Here is a 19,037-nt window from a genome sequence, read left to right as displayed (position 1 = left end):
AAGAAATGATAGTTTTAGGCGATAAAGAATACTACAAAGGTATTGGTCAAATTAAATTTGAGGGAAAGGAATCTGATAACCCATTGGCGTTTAAATATTACAATCCGGATCAGATTGTAGCCGGAAAAACAATGCGTGAGCACTTTAGATTTGCGATTGCGTATTGGCATACATTCTGCGGACAGGGTAGTGATCCGTTTGGACCAGGAACTCAAAATTTTGCTTGGGACCAGTCTTCAGATCCGTACCAAGCGGCAAAGGATAAGGCAGATGCAGCTTTTGAATTTATCAGCAAAATGGGATTTGATTATTTCTGTTTCCACGATTATGATTTGATTGCTGAAGGAGCAACTTTTGCTGAATCAGAAAAACGTTTAGCATTCATTACAGAATACTTAAAAGAGAAAAAAGCAGCATCAGGAATTAAATTGCTTTGGGGAACTTCAAACTGTTTCTCAAATCCAAGATTCATGAACGGAGCCGCTACCAATCCTGATTTTAATGTTGTGGCAAGAGCCGGAGGACAAGTAAAATTAGCCTTAGATGCTACAATCGCTTTAAATGGAGAAAACTACGTATTCTGGGGAGGTAGAGAAGGTTATATGTCTTTGTTGAACACAGATATGGGAAGAGAATTAGACCACATGGCACAATTTTTAACCATGTCAAGAGACTACGCAAGAGCGCAGGGTTTTAAAGGTACTTTCTTTATCGAGCCAAAACCAATGGAGCCATCTAAACACCAATATGATTTTGACTCTGCAACCGCAATCGGTTTTTTAAAAGAATATGGTTTAGATAAAGATTTCAAAATCAATATTGAGGTAAATCACGCAACATTGGCTCAGCATACTTTTCAACATGAAATTGAAGTGGCAGCAAAAGCAGGAATGTTAGGAAGTATCGATGCTAACAGAGGTGATTACCAAAACGGATGGGATACAGACCAGTTTCCAAATAATATTCAGGAAACAACAGAAGCAATGCTGGTATTCTTGAAAGCTGGAGGATTACAAGGTGGTGGAGTTAATTTTGATGCAAAAATCAGAAGAAATTCTACAGACTTAGAAGATGTTTTCTTAGCACATATTGGCGGAGCAGATACTTTTGCAAGAGCATTATTGACTGCAGATAAAATCATTACTTCTTCTCCTTATGAAAAATTAAGAAAAGAAAGATACAGTTCATTCGATTCCGGAAAAGGAAAAGATTTTGCCGATGGAAAATTAAACCTTAAAGACCTATATACTATTGCAAGTGAAAATGGAGAATTAAATCTTCAAAGTGGTAAACAGGAATTATTTGAAAATATTATAAATCAATATATTTAAATTAAAAGATAGTTATAAATCTATAACCGATTTGGTCTCGAATTAATGCCTTTTTTTGAGACAATTTAACATAACTATTTTGAGAAATTAAGGTCGGAGGTTTAAGTTAGTTCCAAAGACCTTAATTTTTTTGTGCCTTTTTTAAAACAAATTAATGTTATAAAATTTCTGATGTAAGAAATTTAGGGAGTGATGATTAAAATTTAAATTTAGAAAAATGAAATTTTTTATAGACACCGCAAATTTAGAAGATATTAAGGAAGCCCAGGCTATGGGAGTTTTAGACGGAGTTACTACAAATCCGTCATTAATGGCCAAAGAAGGAATTGCTGGAAAAGAAAATATTTTAAAGCACTATCTTGACATTTGTAATATTGTAGATGGCGACGTTTCTGCCGAAGTGATTTCAACAGATTATGAAGGAATGGTTAGAGAAGGAGAGGAACTGGCTGCTTTGCATGAGCAAATTGTGGTGAAACTACCAATGATTGGTGATGGTGTAAAAGCCTGCAAATACTTTTCGTCAAAAGGAATAAGAACAAATGTTACGCTTGTATTCTCAGCAGGTCAGGCATTATTAGCCGCTAAAGCAGGAGCAACTTATGTTTCGCCTTTTTTAGGAAGATTAGATGATGTTTCTACAGACGGAATGCATTTAATTGAAGAAATCAGACAGATTTATGATAATTATGGTTATGAAACCCAAATACTGTCAGCTTCTATCAGACATACGATGCATATCGTAAATTGTGCAAAAATTGGTTCAGACGTTATGACCGGCCCTTTGTCTGCCATTAAAGGTTTATTGAAACACCCTTTGACTGATATTGGGTTAAAACAATTTGTTGAAGATGCCAAAAAAATGAATTTGTAAATAGTTCATTTATTTAAGTTTATTTGCCCCACAAATCTAATTTAAAGAAATAAAAAACTCCTTTCGGAATTATTCGAAAGGAGTTTTTGTTTTTAAACAGTTTACTTTCACTTTGTTTAGCGCACAGCAGTTATAATTATATTTTTCTTCTTTATATTTTGTAAGATTTTATGGCTTATATATTGTTTTAAAAGCGTTTACGATTTATTTTGACAGCAAAAACTGAAACTATTTATTACTTTTTGAGAATTAACTTTTTTATGTTTTTTTTAAGAAATGAGGTAAAAGCATTGACTTAATTTAATGTTCAGGGATTAAAGTATCAGTTTTGTAGTTATTTTTTACTTTTTTGTGATTATAAATATGTATTATGCTTTTTTATCAAATATATTTTTTCAAATTCACAAAAAAAATCAACACAACCGATTGTGTATTGTTGTATTTTGTATATATTTGTTTTTATAAAGGCTACAATAATTATTTTTTAATGCAATAAAACTAACTGACTAAACTATTAACTAATTAAATCAATTATTTATGACTAACTTTTTAATTACTAAAAGCAAATCGAAATACTTTAAAAATTTAGGGTTCCTGATCTTAATGATAGTATTTTCTGCTTCGGTAAATGCTCAGACAAATGTATCCGGAACAGTTTCAGACATAACCGGGCCTATACCGGGAGTAAATGTTATTGTAAAAGGAACAAAGAACACTACAGTAACAAATTTTGATGGTACGTTTACTATTAATTCGGTTCCTGCGAATGCAGTTTTAAGTTTTAGTTTTATTGGTTATAAAACCAAAGAAGTTTCTGTTGGTAATCAAAATAAAATTAATGTAGTTCTTGAAGAAAATTTAAATGATCTGAAAGAAGTCGTAGTGGTTGGATATGGTACTATGAAACGTAAAGATTTAACCGGTTCAATATCTACAGTAACAAGCAAAGCAGTTACCCAATCTGTTACTACTTCTATTGAACAGGTTTTACAAGGCCGTGCTGCGGGGGTACAGGTACAGCAAAATAGTGGAGCTCCCGGAGCAGCATCCTCCGTTCAAATTAGAGGTATTAGCAGTATAAATAGTGCAACTCAACCAATTTATGTAATTGATGGAGTTGTGATAGACCCAAACGGGAACGAAAATGTAAACGCAAACCCAATTTCATCAATAAATCCTGCTGATATCGTTTCTATTGATGTTTTAAAAGATGCTTCTGCAACGGCTATTTATGGTTCGCGTGCTGCTGCTGGAGTAATTATGGTTACAACTAAAAGAGGTAAAAAAGGAGAACTTGCTTTATCTTTCAACGGTTATGTAGGATGGCAGGAAGTTCCAAAACATTTAGATGTATTAAATCTTCAGGAATATGCAATTCTTAAAAATACTCGTTCAGATTTAGGAATTGTAGAAAGAGATGCAAATTTTATTCGTCCTGATTTACTTGGAAAAGGTACAGACTGGCAAAATGAACTTTTTGACAAAGCCTTAATGCAAAATTATAATTTATCTGCTTCCGGAGGATCAGAAAAAAGTACCTATTATATGTCAATTGGGTATTTAGATCAGCAAGGTATTGCACTAGGATCAAATTTTAAAAGACTTAATTTAACCAGTAATCTGGATTCTCAGGTTAAAGATTATCTAAAATTAGGTTTGAATTTCGCCTTAAGTAATTCAAAACAAAATACTACAATTAACGATGGATCTTTAATACTAACAGCTTTAAAACAGACGCCAAACGTAGCGGTTCGCAATGCCGATGGAAATTTTGATGGGCCAGATACCGATCAGTTTGTACAAAATAACCCAATTGGATTGGCTTCTTTAAGAGATAATAATAATGAAAACATTAATCTTAGAGCGAATACATTTGCTGATATTACTTTTACAAAAGGTTTAACTTTTAAAACCCAATATTCCTTAGATTATGGTTTTTCAAATGCTTATACTTTTGATCCTTCTTATACATTTGGATCTATTACAAACGAGATTCGTCAGGGTACAAGAACGAAAGGTTTTAGCAAAAACTGGATATGGAATAATGTGTTAAATTATACACGTGATTTTGGTAAACATTCATTGAATGCAATGTTAGGACAGGAAATACAGGAAAATCACTGGGAAAATTTATATGGATATATTTCAGGGTATTTAACCAATACATCTACAGATTTGTCAATGGGAGATCCGGCTACTGCCAGAGTTGATAACCACAGTAGTGATAGTTCTTTAAGTTCTTACTTCGGAAGACTATTTTATTCTTTTGATGATAAATATTTATTAACGGCTACTATTCGTCGCGACGGTTCTTCTAAGTTTCATGAAGACAACCGTTGGGGATGGTTTCCATCAGCTGCATTTGCCTGGAGAGTTTCAAATGAAAGTTTCTTAAAAGATAATAAAGTAATCAATAACTTAAAACTTCGATTAGGATGGGGAGCTGTTGGTAATCAGAATGTTCCAAATTATGCTTATACTTCAACTTATGGTTCTAGCGCAACAGCGAATTGGGGTACTGGTTTACTGGCTTCAAATACAGCAAATAAAGATTTAAAATGGGAAAGTACTTATTCTACAAATGCGGGAATCGATTTAAGTCTTTTTAATAATCGTATTGAATTGGTTGCAGATGTTTATCTTAAAAAAACCAATGATTTAATTAACCAATTGGCTTTACCTGCTTATGTAGGAACTACTGGTCAGGGAGCCACTACGTCACCTTGGTATAATATTGGGGATCTTGAAAACAAAGGTTTTGAAATTTCTTTGAATACAATTAACATTGAAAATAAAGAGTTTAAATGGACATCAAACCTTACTTTTTCAATGAATAAAAATAAAGTTCTAAAATTAAACAGTGAATCAGGTCATTATGACGGAAAAGTTCAGCAAGGTTCTGATGTTACGGTGGTTACCCGTACTGCAGTAGGAAAACCAATCAGTCAGTTTTATGGCTATAAAGTAATTGGACGTTTTGAAAAAGCAACGGATTTCTACTATAAAGATGCAACCGGAAATATTGTGCCAACCGCTTTACCAAAAGATATGCAAATTGGAGAAAACGGGGTATGGATTGGAGATTATATTTTTGATGATGCCAATAAAGACGGAGTAATTGATGATAAAGATTTACAATATATTGGAAATCCATTACCTAAATTTACATACGGAATTAATAATACGTTTACCTATAAAGGATTCGATATCAATATTTTTCTTGATGGTTCTTACGGAAATGATGTCGCAAACTACCAACGTCGTTGGTTAGAGAACCCAAGAGAAAACACTAATTTGTTTAGTACCGCTTTGGGTTATGCACAACTAGCTTTAATAGATCCAAGTGGACCTAATGATTACAGAAACGTCGAAATAGTTGGAGGAAATCCTTACATGCCGCGTATTGCTGCATCATCAGCTGCTTCTACATCTAATTACCGTTTTAGTGACAGATTTGTAGAGGATGGATCTTTTATTAGAATCAGAAACATTTCGATTGGATACAATCTGCCAAGTGATTTTGTTAAAAAAATTGGAGTAGCCGGTATCAAAGTATATTCGAATATGCAAAATGTACTTACGTTTAGTAAGTATTCAGGATATGAGCCTGAAGTTGGATCATTAAACAATAATGCTCTTTTTTCAGGTATTGACAATGGACGTTATCCTTCACCACGTATTACTTCTTTTGGAGTAAATGTTAATTTCTAAACATAAAATAAGATGAAAAATTTATATATAAAACGCATTTTCCTTTTTGTGACTTTGTCCTTTTTAGGAACCAGTTGCAGCGATTTTCTTGAAGTTGAACCAAATGATTTAATTACAAAAGAAAATTTTTATAAAACCGAAGATGATTTTAAAGCAGCAACAGCTCCTTTGTATAATAAAGTATGGTTTGATTTTAATGATAAATTCTACTACGGTTTAGGTGACGGAAGATCATATAATTTGTACGCCCCATATTCAGATTATATTTATCCTTTTGCTGATTTGACTGAAACAGGACTAACAGGTCCGTTGGTTTCGGCCTGGGGATCTTTGTATAATGTTGTACAGCAATCTAATAATGTTATTATAGGAATTGAAGGCAGCACCGTTAGTGAAAACATTAAAAATAAATACATCGCTGAAGCCAGATTTATGAGAGGAACAGCCTATTGGTATTTAGCTTCTTTATGGGGGAATGTAATAATTTCTACTGATCCTGCAGCTTTAGTTAAAAATCCTGTCGTTAATACAAATCCGGTAAAAGACGTTTATGAATTTGCTATTCGCGATTTAGAATTCGCTGCAAAATACCTGCCAGAATCTGCTGGTCAGGCAGGACGTCTAACTAAATATAGTGCGTTTGGAATGCTGTCTCGTTTTTATTTATCGGTAGCGGGTTTAAGCGATAATGCAAATTCAGGAACCAGAAATCAGGATTATTTAGAATTGGCAAAAAAAGCGGCTTCAAAAGCTATCTCGCAAGGACCATACACTTTAATGCCTAATTATGCAGATTTATTCAAAATTGATAATAATAATAATGTTGAATCAATGTTTGCTTTGCAATGGGTTCCAAACGGAACTTATGGTGTAAACAATACACAACAGGCCTATTTTGCATTAGGATCCGATATTACCGGTGATGATAACGCCTGGGGATATTGGACAAGAGCTTCAAATGACATTTTGTATGAATATGAAACAAAAGATACAAGACGTCATGCAACCTGGATGGCTGATGAAGATTTTTATCCGGAAATCAATATAGCAAATGGAGGTTATACAGTAGATCATGCCAATACTTTTGTAAACGTCAAAAAAGGTGTTGTCGGTTCAACAAAAGATAACAGTAAAATTTCAAAACAAAACTCTGCTCTAAATACGTATATGCTACGTTTAGGAGAGGTATATCTTAATTATGCAGAAGCAATTTTAGGAAATAATAACAGTACAGCAGATGCAGATGCATTATCAGCAGTGAATGCTCTTAGAACCAGAGCAGGTCTTGACTCAAAAACTACTCTTACTTATGAAGATATTAGACACGAGCGCAGAGTTGAGTTGTGTATGGAAGGACAATACTGGTATGATTTAATTAGAAGATCCTACTATAAACAGCAAGAAGTTATTAATTACATCACAGGTCAGACCAGACAGACTATTGTTCCAATTACATATAATGCTGCAACCAATACAGTATCTGTTGATGCAACAAGAACAAATTCACCAAGAGCAATCGGAGTAATTGATTCTTCAATCTTTTTAATGCCTTATCCGGAATCAGAAGTAATTCAGAATCCATTGCTAAGTGAGAGTCCTGTTCCTTATGAATTCAAAGAAAGTAAAATAACTGATTTATTTAATTAAACAGAAATCCAAAATATGAAAAAGTATATTTTAAATAAAAAACATTGGGCATCTATATCGTTTCTTGGAATGATGATGGTTTTTAGCATGCTGTTTACTGCTTGCGAGAATAGTGACTCAAATGAAGGTGGTGGACCAATAACCATTACAAAAGTGTTTTTGGAAGATGTAAATTCATCAGTACAGGACAGAGAAGTTAATTTTGCCAGATTAGGGCAATTATTACGCATTGAAGGTTCTGGGTTTAAAGGATTAAAAAGAGTTTACATCAACGGATATTCTACTTATTTTAATGTAGTATTCGTAACTGATAAATCGCTGCTGGTGAATGTTTCGGCTGATACCCCTATTTTAGATGCTGATCCTTCAGTTAGAAATACAATTCGTTTTGCAAATGACAACAATGAAATCGTTTTTCCTTTTGAAATTCGTGCCGGAAAACCAGTAATTACAAATATCTCAAACACACTGCCTAATGTAGGCGAAACCATTACTGTTAAAGGTACTGGTTTGACAGAAGTAAGCAAAGTCATTTTCCCGGGAAATGTTGAAGTGACTACAGGTATCACTTCAGATGAAGATGGAGAATTCTTTACTGTGACTATGCCAAATGGCGTTTCGGATACCGGAGGTTCATTATATGTACAAACTTCTAATGGAGGCGTTTATTCACCAGCTTACTTTAATTTTAAAAAAGGAGTAATTTTAGATTTTGACGGAAACGGAACCCAGGGCTATTGGAGTACTTCAACAATTCCGGGTATGATTACACCAACAGATCTTGGGTCAGCTGCTATTGGACTAACAAATCTGTCTCATGGAAAATATGTACCACATCGTCCAGATCGTATTGCTTCTATTCCGGCAGTAGCACCTAGAGCAACTGAAGTTTGGACCGCAGGAACAGGAGTAGACAATTGGAGAACACAATTAACACCATATATCCCGGCAAATACGCCTCTTGACAAAGTAGCATTTCAGTTTGATATTTATGTACCGGATGCCTGGAAAGATTCTGGTTACTTAAAAATATGTACCATCAACAATTTTAATGGAGGAACCTGGGCTGGAGGTGTTTATAATTATATTCCGTGGCTGATTGACGGAAAATCTGTTGCTTTTCAGACTACTGGCTGGGTAACAATTACCATTCCTTTCAACAAATTTTATCAATGGTCTAAAGCTGATTTTACTTTTGAAGCTGTATTAGCTTATCGTGAAGCGGCAACTTATCAAAATTTTGGAATATGGTTTGAAAATGCCGATGTAAAAATGAAAGATGTTCTGGGCAATGACAGCGAAGTTGAATTTGCTTCAAAACCAACTACGGTAAAAGTTTATACTGATAATTGGAGAATTGTATCCTTAAACACACCAGTTTACGATGATTTTGCTAACTAAAAAAAAATATCAAATGAAATATAAATATATAATACCAATAATTACTTCATCCTTAATGTTACTGACATCATGCGATGATAATCTGATGGAGTGGAAAAAAGTTGAGGGACATGGTGAAATTGCATCATCTGAACTGCCGTTAGAATTAGCCGAAAAAATTACGAGATATGAACCTCTTAAAAATTATTCTACTTTTAATTTAGGAAACGGAATTGGAGTTAGTTTGTATTTAGAAGATGAAACTTATAGAAACATTGTCAATGCAAATTTTGACGAAGTAGTTCCGGGTTACGAAATGAAACACGGTCCTATGGTAAAATCAAACGGAAGCATTGATTTTACAACGATGGATAAATTTGTAACCGAAACTAAAAAGGCAGGTTTGTCCATTTATGGGCATACATTGGTATGGCATTCCAATAATAATGCGAGTTACTTAAACGGATTATTGGCTCCAACTATTATTCCGGGTTCGAGTGGTGCAAATTCATTAAATATTGCCGGATTAAAAGATGGTACTTTTAGTGGGTGGTTAAGAAATAATCCCGGTGCCGGAATTTCAATTGTTGATGGCGCCGGATTAACGAGTACCTCTAAGGCTGTAAAATTAATTTCAAGTGCGACTTCATCACAAGCTCATAATTTGCAATTAACATCACCAACTGTTCCAATTGTGAGCAATCATAATTATGAAATCTCTTTTTACATAAAATCGGATGTAACTGGTAAGGGGCGTGTTTCCTTCAACTCAAGTTTAACGAATATGTATCCCTGGAAAGATTGGTTTGCTACTGGTGGATCATGGACAGAAGCATTTTCAACTACATCAGCATGGAAGCAGGTAAAAATTAAACTGGCTCCAGGTGATTTCGCTGCAGGGGCTACCAGTTTCCAGTTCAATTTAGATTTAGGATATTTACCAAACGTTACCTATTTGATTGATGTAAATACTCTCAATGTGGTAGATTTAGATGCTGTTCCGGCAATTACAAATCTAATTTCTAATGGTAATTTTGAAGGAAATACATTATCACCGTGGTCTGGTTACGGAAATAGCTCAACGCGTTCTGTTTCTGCAAATGGAGAGGGGCATAATGGCGGTTATGCTATGGTATTAACAAACCCAACGGCAGCACGAAATTACGATGCTCAACAAGTTTATACTTTTGCATCTGCTTTAACTAAAGATAAAGAATATACCTGTACTTTTTGGATCAAATCATCTGTAAGCGCAACATTACAGGTTGAGTTACAAAACGCTTCGTATGCGGGCGATTATTACTCAGGCATTGCAGTTGGAACTTCATGGACTCAGGTTACCAGAACATTAAAGCCTACAACGGCAGATCGTACAAAATTCATTTTTGATTTTGGTGAAACCGCTGCAACTTTGTACATTGATGATATTGTGATTAAAGCTGCAGACGCTTCTTCGGGTGCAACCGGGCCTGTTACGATTGAAAAAACAGATGCAGAAAAAACACAACTGATTGATGCAGCTATGACTGACTGGATTTCAAAAATGATGACGCATTTTAAAAATGATGTTCATGCCTGGGATGTAGTAAACGAACCCGTAAAAGAAGATGGAAGTTTACGTGACGGTGTTGTTACTAATATGGCAAATGATGAATTTTACTGGGTAAAATATCTTGGGAAAGATTATGCGGTAAAAGCATTTAAATTAGCACGTCAGTATGGTAACTCTACAGATAAATTATTTATAAATGACTATAATTTAGAATCCAGACTTGATAAATGTGATGGATTAATTGAATATGTAAAATACATTGAAAGTCAAGGAGCTACTGTTGATGGAATTGGAACTCAAATGCATATTTCTTTGACAACTGATAAAGCTAAAATTGATCAGATGTTTCAAAAATTAGCAGCTTCAGGAAAATTAATAAAAATCTCTGAGCTCGATATACGTTTAGGAACAAAGAATCCAACAGGTGTACAATTAGCAGATCAGGCAGCCATGTACCAGTATGTTATTGATTCCTATAAAAAGTACATACCTGCTGCTCAACAATACGGAATAACCATTTGGGGAGTATCGGATAACGAACAAGAACACGAGTACTGGTTACCTGATGAATCTCCAAATGTATGGGATGCCAGCTATAAACGTAAACATGCCTATAAAGGAGTGGCTGATGGTCTTGCCGGTAAAGATGTTAGTAAAGACTTTTCAGGCGAACTTCAAAAATAAAGTCTTTTTATTGTAATTTAATCCATAATATAAATCTGGTAAACGGATTTGTATTATGGATTACTTATTTGGTTTTGATACGTCAAATATTATTTTAAAGCATAAATCGATTTTTAATTTTTAAAAAATTTAGAATGATCAGATTCTCAAAAAAAACAGTAACGACATTGTTATTAACCTTTTTACAGATTGGATTTGCACAGGATAAAATTCCGCATCTTCAAAAAAAAGGAAATAAAACGCAGTTAATTGTTGACAATAAACCATTTATAATTAGGGGAGGAGAATTAGGAAATTCTTCTGCTACAAGCATGGAAAGCATGGAGCCTATTTGGGCTAAACTTGCTGATATGAATCTAAATACGGTATTAACTCCTGTGTATTGGGAACTTATAGAGCCGCAGGAAGGCAAATTTGATTTTTCTCTGGTTGATGATCTGATTCTTCAAGCAAGGAAAGAAAATCTAAAACTGGTATTTCTTTGGTTTGGATCCTGGAAAAACAGTATGTCAAGTCATGCTCCTGAATGGGTTAAATTAAATCAGAAGAAATATCCAAGAGTTAAGGATGATAAAAATAAAAGTCATGAAATTTTAACGCCTTTCAGCGAAAATAATTTAGAAGCCGATTTAAAAGCTTTTCAGAAATTAATGAGCCATATTAAAGATTTTAATCAAAAAGAGCAAACCGTAATCATGGTTCAGGTAGAAAACGAAATCGGAATGTTACCAACAGCCCGGGATTATTGTGCATTGGCAAACGAAGCTTTCAGTAAGCCGGTCCCTGATGAATTGTTGAAATACATACAGAAAAACAAAGAAAAACTGGTTCCTGAGTTTTTAGAAATCTGGAAAAAGAACGGTTTTAAAACTTCAGGAAACTGGGAGCAAATATTTGGAAAAGGTCTTCACACAGACGAAATTTTCATGGCTTGGTATTTTGCAAAATTTACCAACAAAATAGCCAAAGCAGGAAAAGAAACTTATGGAATTCCGTTATTTGTAAATGCAGCCTTAAACGCTCCTGAAAAAAAACCGGGTGAATATCCAAGTGCCGGTCCATTGCCACATGTAATGGATATCTGGAAAGCTACCGGAACATCTATAGATTTTCTTTCTCCGGATTTCTATAATCCTTCGTTCAAACACTGGAATGATTTATTTACCCGTCAGGGAGATCCACTGTTTATTCCGGAACATCGTTTTGACGAAAGTGCTCCATTTAAAGGATTGTATGCTATTGGTCATTATGAAGCAATTGGTTTTTCGCCTTTCTCAATAGAGTCGGTTACTGATGCCAAAAAAGAACCGCTTGGTCAAATTTATAATCTGGTTAAACAATTAACACCTGTTATCGAAGCGAATAAAGGAGAAGGAAAAATTGATGGAGTTTTATTAGATAAAACAAATCAATTACAGATAATTAAATTAGGAAACTTCGAGTTTACATTTAAGCATGATTATACTTTAAATTGGTCAGATGGTGCTAAGAATGAAATTTGGCCAACAGCTAGCGCTATTATCATAGAAATTGCTCCAAATGAATTTTACATTGCCGGGTCCGGAATTGTCGTCACTTTTAAACCCTTAAAAAATACAGCTCTTAACGCCGGAATTCTAAAAACCGATCAGGGTAAATTCGAAAATGATGTTTGGAAAACTACTCGGCATTTTAACGGAGACCAAACACATCAGGGAAGACATCTGCGTATTGCTGTTGGAGATTATGAAATTCAGAAACTTAAATTATATACCTATGAATAACTTGTATAGCGCAAAGCATTTATCCTAATATTGTTCAGAATTCAGAATATCATACAAATAGGGTCGGTATTAACCAATTATATACTTTATCGATTTCGGAACATGATGGTAATTTCTTAAAATTATAAAAAATGTTGGTGTATTCTTAAAAGGTTATTTTAATTTTACGGAAATTAAATTAATTTATAAATAATTGAAATTATGAAATTATCATTTATTACCGCTTTGCTGATTGGCTGTACTTGCTTTGCCCAAAATAATACAGACACAAGTTTGTATATGAAGTCAGATAAAATTACTTATTTGACTGATATTGGTTCAGAAACAGGAGATCTATACAAAACAATCGGACATCACGGACCAGCTGTAGAAAACGAATGGATGGCTTTAAGAATCTATTTTAGTGATAAAGTGGCTATTGATGTTTATTCTAAAGCAAAACCGGGTCTTGAGTTAAAAAAAGCACAATGGTATCCAACTCCGGAACAGCAAAAAGAAGGTTGGGGAGCTGATTATTATAAAGTTGCCTCTACTGTAGGTTTAGGAGGAGTAAAACTTTGGGACGGTGAAAAATTAGTTTCATTGAACCCTGTTACAAATCGTCTGGCACGTGTTGGAAAAACAGAAAACTCTTCATGGATGGAAATGATTTCCAGAGGCGTTCCTTATAAAGGCAAAAAAGTAGATATTTTAGTTCGTGTTACTGTATTTTCAGGAAAAAGAGAGGCAAAAGTTGAAGCTGTTAGTTTAAATGGCGAAAAAGTTCAATTTGCTACAGGAGTAAATTATTTTAAGGATTTTCAAACTAAAAAAGGAGCCAATTATATCGCCGTGTGGGGTAAACACCCTGAGGATGTTGCTGCAGAAATTGTCGAAATTGGTGCAGCCATACTATATAATCCGAAAGATTATATAAAAAATCATGATGACGGAACACAATATCTGTTAATCTCTAAACCAACAAAAAGTTTAGAAACAAAAATTATCTCTTCAAGTGCAAGAGAGACAGAATTAAATACTTTGGATAAATTAGAAGCTTACATAAAATAATGTAATTTTTTAACTTCGGTTATCATCAAATTTACAAACCTCTTAAGTCATTTTGATTTTGGAGGTTTTTTTTATTAAATGAAACATTCATAAGTTTTAAAATGTAATATTTTAAACTATTAGTTTTTGTTATTAAACAACAAATAACAATAATTTATATTTATTAAAAATAGCCTTCATATCTATATTTTGCGACGATATTTTTTAAAAACAATACAAATACATGATTTATAAAAATAAACAGATTAAATAGTGCTTATTTTGTGTTTTAATAAATTTAAGGATAAAATAAACTTTTTTTGCTTTATTTTATCAGTTAACTCTGAGTATTTTAAATTAATGAACTCTGTGCAAAATTAGTTTTTGTTAAAAGGCTTCCCCAATATGAAAATAAATCCCCCAATCGCCTTTTCCTACAGCAGCATCCAAACCAACATTAAATTTTTCAGTTTTTAAGGCTTTATAGCGGTAGCTTACAGCGGCCTTCTGGAAACAATATCCAATTAAAATCTGGAGAAGCAGAACCATAAATAGTTGCCAGACCGGCAAATCCCACAAGCCCCATTCTTTTATCAAAATTATATCAATATTCACTCTGAATAGCCATAAGTCCGTCACCTCGGTATTTTCCTTCTGAAATTCATACCTAAGAGCTTCAATTAATTCAAAATTAGTATAAAAACATTATTTTACTTACTTTTTTTTAAAGCATCTATCAGTTCGACCATATCAACTACAGCGTAAGTAGAAGAATAATCAGATACGGCATAGGGCAATATGAGACTATTGTTATGAATAATTGCCCCACAGGAATACACAACATTAGGAACATAACCCTCTCGTTCGTCTTCAAGTGGTGAAAGCAAAGGTTCTGTCAGTCTTCCAATTTCTTTAGAGGGGTCGTCAAGATCGAACAAAGAAGCACCTATGCAATAGCGCCTCATTGTACCAACGCCATGAGTAATAACAAGCCATCCTTCTGCTGTCCACAATGGCGATCCACAATTTCCTATTTGTGTAAACTCCCAAGTATATCGGGGCTCCTGAAGTAAAAGAGGTGTGTTCCATTGTGTAACTCTGTCAGAATACATGATATAATTATTAACGCCATCGATTCGGGCAAGCATAGCATATTTTCCTTTTATTTTTCTTGGAAATAAAGCCAGATTTTTATTTTGTGCCCCGGCACCATGTAAAGGCATTACTCTAAAAGTATAAAAATCTTCGGTAGATATAAGTTTAGGCAATATAGTATGGCCGTTATAAGCCGTGTAAGTTGCCATAATACGGGATGAGCCATCATCATCTGTAAAGCGAACGAAGCGGGCATCCTCAATACCACGGCTTTCTGAATCGGATATCGGAAATATAACACGCTCAGTAATATCCGAATCATGTTTAAATTCGATATCATAAAATGATTTTGCCAGCCAGATTATTTCGTTTAAAGCGGTTCTTCTTTCTTCACGAATCGATGGATCGTTTAAAACCGCGTTGACCATGTTTTTTAAAACAACATACTCAAATTCCTCCGGTAAATCCTGCATAATTTGGGTAATGTATTTGTCCTGAGTATGCATTTCGGATAATTTCAATAAAAATCGTTCTTTATTAAAAAACGTTTTATGAATAATCTCTGCTTTATCAATGTTATGCCCAATTTTCATTACCTGCAGGTTGTTATCCCTGTCCAGAATTCCTCTTCTGAAAACAATGGACGAAATATGACCTTCGCCTGTTGCCCGAAAAGAAATAATAACACGTTTTTCACCAGCTTCAAGACCTGTCTGATCAAAGTCTTCAATAATGGAAGGATTAAAAATTGCAGCCGATTCTATGGCGTATTCCATTGTGCAATAGGAACCTATAAGCATTTTTCGATCAAGGGACAAAGCTTCATAATCAATCTGTAAGGCTTCAATACTATCCCTTACTTTTTCACAATGCCTTAAAAATATCGCAGAAATATTTCGATGACGTCTGGCAAATTCACGAAGTGTTTGCTCTAAGGTTTCCAATACTTGTTTATCATCCAGCATCATGATACGAGTTACCATTTGTTTGGTTCGTTCGTCGCCATTTATAAAATATCTCGCAACAACTCTTTTTGAATCTGGGGTAAATTTTATACTTTTTCGAATGACAGATACACGCATAATTTATTTTTTTAATAGAAAAAATTACTTTTTTACTTTTATTGAAGTTAATAAATATGCGAGTGAAAACCCTTTATTTTTTGTTAAATATTGTTTTTCAGTATATTATATAGAATAATTTGTCTTGTTATTTTTGAGAAAAAGAGGATTCATTTTATTCGTTGAAAAAATTTAATCCTATTATTAAAAAATAAAAACCTTCAAAATCATTTGACTCTGAAGGTTTTATTTTTTACTTAGGACTAATAAGGTATGCTGATTTATTTTTCTAATACAACTGTTTTTGCTGTAATATTGAATCGTTTATTTTGTGTATCAGCTGTTCCGTCTGGTTGTTTTCCACCCACTGAGACAGTGAACCATCCCGGCTCAACAACACGTTGCCCTTTTTTATTTATTAAGGATAACTGCCTAGGAGTAATCGTAAAACGAACTGTTTTTGTTTCGCCTTTTTTTAGATTAATGCGTTCAAAACCTTCTAATTGCAATATTGGGCGTGGAGTTGAGGCTTTTTCATCTTTCAGGTACAATTCTGCTACTTCGTCTCCGTCGCGGTCACCAATATTTGTTATATCAACCGATACTTCGAAATCTTTTTCGGGATTAATATTAGCAGGTATTTGCAAATTACTGTATGTAAACTTAGTATAACTCAAACCAAATCCAAACGGATATAAAGGTTTTTTATCAAAGTAACGATAGGTACGACCTTTCATGTCGTAATTTTCAAAAGCCGGTAGCTGATCTACAGATTTATAATAGGTAACCGACAGTCGTCCGGCAGGATTGTAATCGCCAAAAAGAACATCGGCAATTGCATTTCCGCCTTGTTGACCCGGATATCCGGCTGTTAAAATTGCCGGAATATGGTCATTAGCCCAATTTATAGAAAGTGCGCTTCCGTTTATTAAAACTAAGACAACGGGTTTTCCGGTCGCTGCCATCGTTTTCATCAATTCTTCCTGATTAGCAGGCAGGTTAAGACTGGTACGGTCTCCACCTTCAAAACCATCTGCTTCAACTTTCATTTCTTCCCCTTCCAAACGTTCATTTAGTCCTAATACCAAAACAATAGCATCTGCCTGATTAGCAACCTGAACAGCTTCTTTTAATAAGTCTTCTTGTGGTTCAGCCCATAAAAGCTGCGCTATTGCATCTCCGTATAAATTTTGGTATTTAACTACTATTTTATATTTTTTTCCCGCTTCTAATTCTATTTTCTGTGGACGAATTCGGGGATGATGGTTGTTTTTTCCTCCCGATGTTTTTCCAGTTTCGATCTCAATAGTCATAAAAGGTTTTGACCATTCAGAGATATTGTAAAGTCCTGTTTTTGGTGCCACAATATAACCTGTCCAGCGAACACTGTAATTACCCATTTTCATGCGAGGGTCGGGCGTATTAATATCCCAGTGAAAATCAATATTATCATCGATACGGGTAAAAATCGGTTTTCCTTCCCATTCCTTATTGTCAAAGTATTCTGCTGTAAGGCCTTGTGCCCCGTTTTCATTCTGAAGATAAACAGAAGGGATGACTTTCATTTCGGGAACACCTTTTGCCAAATCGGTTCCTTTTGCATATAAAACTTTTGCTTTAGGTTCGAGTTTATTTTGAATTCCTTTCAGTACCGTTACAGGATTGCTCGGAATCCCGCTGTAATTTCCCCATAAAGACTGTACATCATTGGCGTTTGGCCCTATAACGGCAACAGTTTTAATTTCTTTTGAAAACGGAAGGGTATTATTATGATTTTTTAAAAGAACAATACTTTTTTGAGAAGCGACACGTGCAAGCCAGTCGTGAGCCGAATTATTATTTACCGAATAAGGAATTTGAGCATAAGGTACAATCTCTTCAGGATCGAACATACCTAATTTAAAACGAGCTGTAAATAAGCGCTTTAAGGTAATATCGATATCGGCCTCAGTTAGCAATTTGCGATCCAGTGCTTCTTTTAATGATTTATAACAGCTTCCACATTCCAAATCTAATCCTTCTTTTACAGCTAAAGCAGAAGCGGTTGCAGCATCACTGGTAATTTTATGGTATTTCCAAATATCGGTTACAGCCCCGCAGTCAGATACAATATAGCCCTTAAAACCCCAGTCATTTCTAAGAATATTGAAAAGAAATGGGCTTGCACTCGCAGATTCACCTCTAAAACGGTTATAAGCCCCCATTACTGAGTACACATGACCTTCTTTTACCAAAGTGCGAAAAGCAGGAAGATACGTTTCGTAAAGATCAATATCACTGGCTTCGGCATTAAATTGATGACGTGAGGGTTCCGGACCTGAGTGAACGGCGTAATGTTTAGCAGTAGCGATCACTTTAAAGTATTTTTCATCAGTTCCCTGAAGACCGGTAACATACTTAAGACCTAATTGACCGGTTAAAAAAGGGTCTTCTCCATAAGTTTCGTGTCCGCGTCCCCAGCGCGGATCACGAAAAATATTGACATTAGGAGACCAGAAAGTTAATCCCTGGTACATTCCGTGTTGTCCTCTTCTTAAATATTCATGATGTTTGGCACGTGCTTCATCAGAAATTGCATTGGCAACATCAAAAATTAACTGACGGTCCCAGGATGAGGCAATTGAAATAGATTGTGGAAAAACAGTTGCATATCCGGCACGGGCAACACCGTGTAAAGATTCGTTCCACCAATTATATTCCGGCACACCTAAACGTTCGATCGCAGGTGATGAGTCCATCAATTGACTGATTTTTTCATCTATAGACATTCTGGATACAAGATCATTAACACGCAGTTCTGTTGGTAAATTTGGATTTTTATAGGCAACTTTTTCCTGTGCAAAAGTGTTTAATGCCAAAAAGTTTAGCAGGAACACAAAACGATATACTTTTCTCATTGAGTTTATTTGA

The 19,037-nt window shown here is 34.6% G+C and carries 11 protein-coding genes; 8 read left to right on the top strand and 3 right to left on the bottom strand.

The window, feature by feature from the left end; genetic code table 11:
• Positions 1 to 5 precede the first annotated feature (5 nt).
• The 8 genes from xylA (at position 6) to FLV_RS14805 (ending at position 13,992) form a co-directional block, all read left to right on the top strand.
• Positions 6 to 1,331 carry a xylose isomerase gene (gene xylA / locus FLV_RS14840; protein ID WP_243234924.1) on the top strand — a complete coding sequence of 442 codons (1,326 nt, stop codon included), beginning with the start codon at positions 6 to 8 and terminating at the stop codon, positions 1,329 to 1,331.
• Positions 1,332 to 1,548: 217 nt separating this feature from the next.
• Positions 1,549 to 2,205 (top strand): fructose-6-phosphate aldolase, encoded by a 657-nt coding sequence (gene fsa / locus FLV_RS14835; protein ID WP_243234923.1) that lies wholly within the window; start codon positions 1,549 to 1,551, stop codon positions 2,203 to 2,205.
• Between the two features lie 537 nt (positions 2,206 to 2,742).
• Positions 2,743 to 5,916 (top strand): SusC/RagA family TonB-linked outer membrane protein, encoded by a 3,174-nt coding sequence (locus tag FLV_RS14830; protein WP_243234922.1) that lies wholly within the window; start codon positions 2,743 to 2,745, stop codon positions 5,914 to 5,916.
• Positions 5,917 to 5,928: 12 nt separating this feature from the next.
• A complete protein-coding gene (locus FLV_RS14825) occupies positions 5,929 to 7,563 on the top strand; it encodes a RagB/SusD family nutrient uptake outer membrane protein (protein WP_243234921.1) in 1,635 nt (544 codons plus the stop codon).
• A gap of 15 nt (positions 7,564 to 7,578) precedes the next feature.
• Positions 7,579 to 8,964 carry a glycan-binding surface protein gene (locus tag FLV_RS14820; RefSeq protein WP_243234920.1) on the top strand — a complete coding sequence of 462 codons (1,386 nt, stop codon included), beginning with the start codon at positions 7,579 to 7,581 and terminating at the stop codon, positions 8,962 to 8,964.
• A gap of 13 nt (positions 8,965 to 8,977) precedes the next feature.
• Entirely contained in the window at positions 8,978 to 11,179 is a 2,202-nt protein-coding gene (locus FLV_RS14815) for an endo-1,4-beta-xylanase (protein ID WP_243234919.1), read from the top strand.
• Positions 11,180 to 11,313: 134 nt separating this feature from the next.
• Positions 11,314 to 12,942, top strand: a complete 1,629-nt coding sequence (locus FLV_RS14810; protein ID WP_243234918.1) for a DUF5597 domain-containing protein — start codon at positions 11,314 to 11,316, stop codon at positions 12,940 to 12,942.
• A 201-nt stretch (positions 12,943 to 13,143) separates the two neighbouring features.
• Positions 13,144 to 13,992: a DUF4861 family protein gene (locus FLV_RS14805; protein ID WP_243234917.1), complete on the top strand. Its 849-nt coding sequence runs from the start codon at positions 13,144 to 13,146 to the stop codon at positions 13,990 to 13,992.
• 366 nt (positions 13,993 to 14,358) lie between these two features.
• Here the strand turns inward: FLV_RS14805 and FLV_RS14800 are convergent, their stop codons facing one another.
• The 3 genes from FLV_RS14800 to FLV_RS14790 all read right to left on the bottom strand — a co-directional run bounded on the left by FLV_RS14800 (position 14,359) and on the right by FLV_RS14790 (position 19,024).
• Positions 14,359 to 14,568 (bottom strand): hypothetical protein, encoded by a 210-nt coding sequence (locus FLV_RS14800; protein WP_243234916.1) that lies wholly within the window; start codon positions 14,566 to 14,568, stop codon positions 14,359 to 14,361.
• Positions 14,569 to 14,681: 113 nt separating this feature from the next.
• Entirely contained in the window at positions 14,682 to 16,148 is a 1,467-nt protein-coding gene (locus tag FLV_RS14795) for a glycoside hydrolase family 130 protein (RefSeq protein WP_243234915.1), read from the bottom strand.
• A gap of 260 nt (positions 16,149 to 16,408) precedes the next feature.
• Entirely contained in the window at positions 16,409 to 19,024 is a 2,616-nt protein-coding gene (locus FLV_RS14790; protein ID WP_243234914.1) for a beta-glucosidase, read from the bottom strand.
• Positions 19,025 to 19,037 lie beyond the last annotated feature (13 nt).

This window comes from Flavobacterium pectinovorum, from assembly GCF_022802975.1.
In the GTDB taxonomy this organism is placed as follows: Bacteria; Bacteroidota; Bacteroidia; order Flavobacteriales; family Flavobacteriaceae; genus Flavobacterium; species Flavobacterium pectinovorum_B.
The sequence above is the reverse complement of the archived record's forward strand: the minus strand, read 5'-3'. Positions and strand labels throughout refer to the sequence as shown.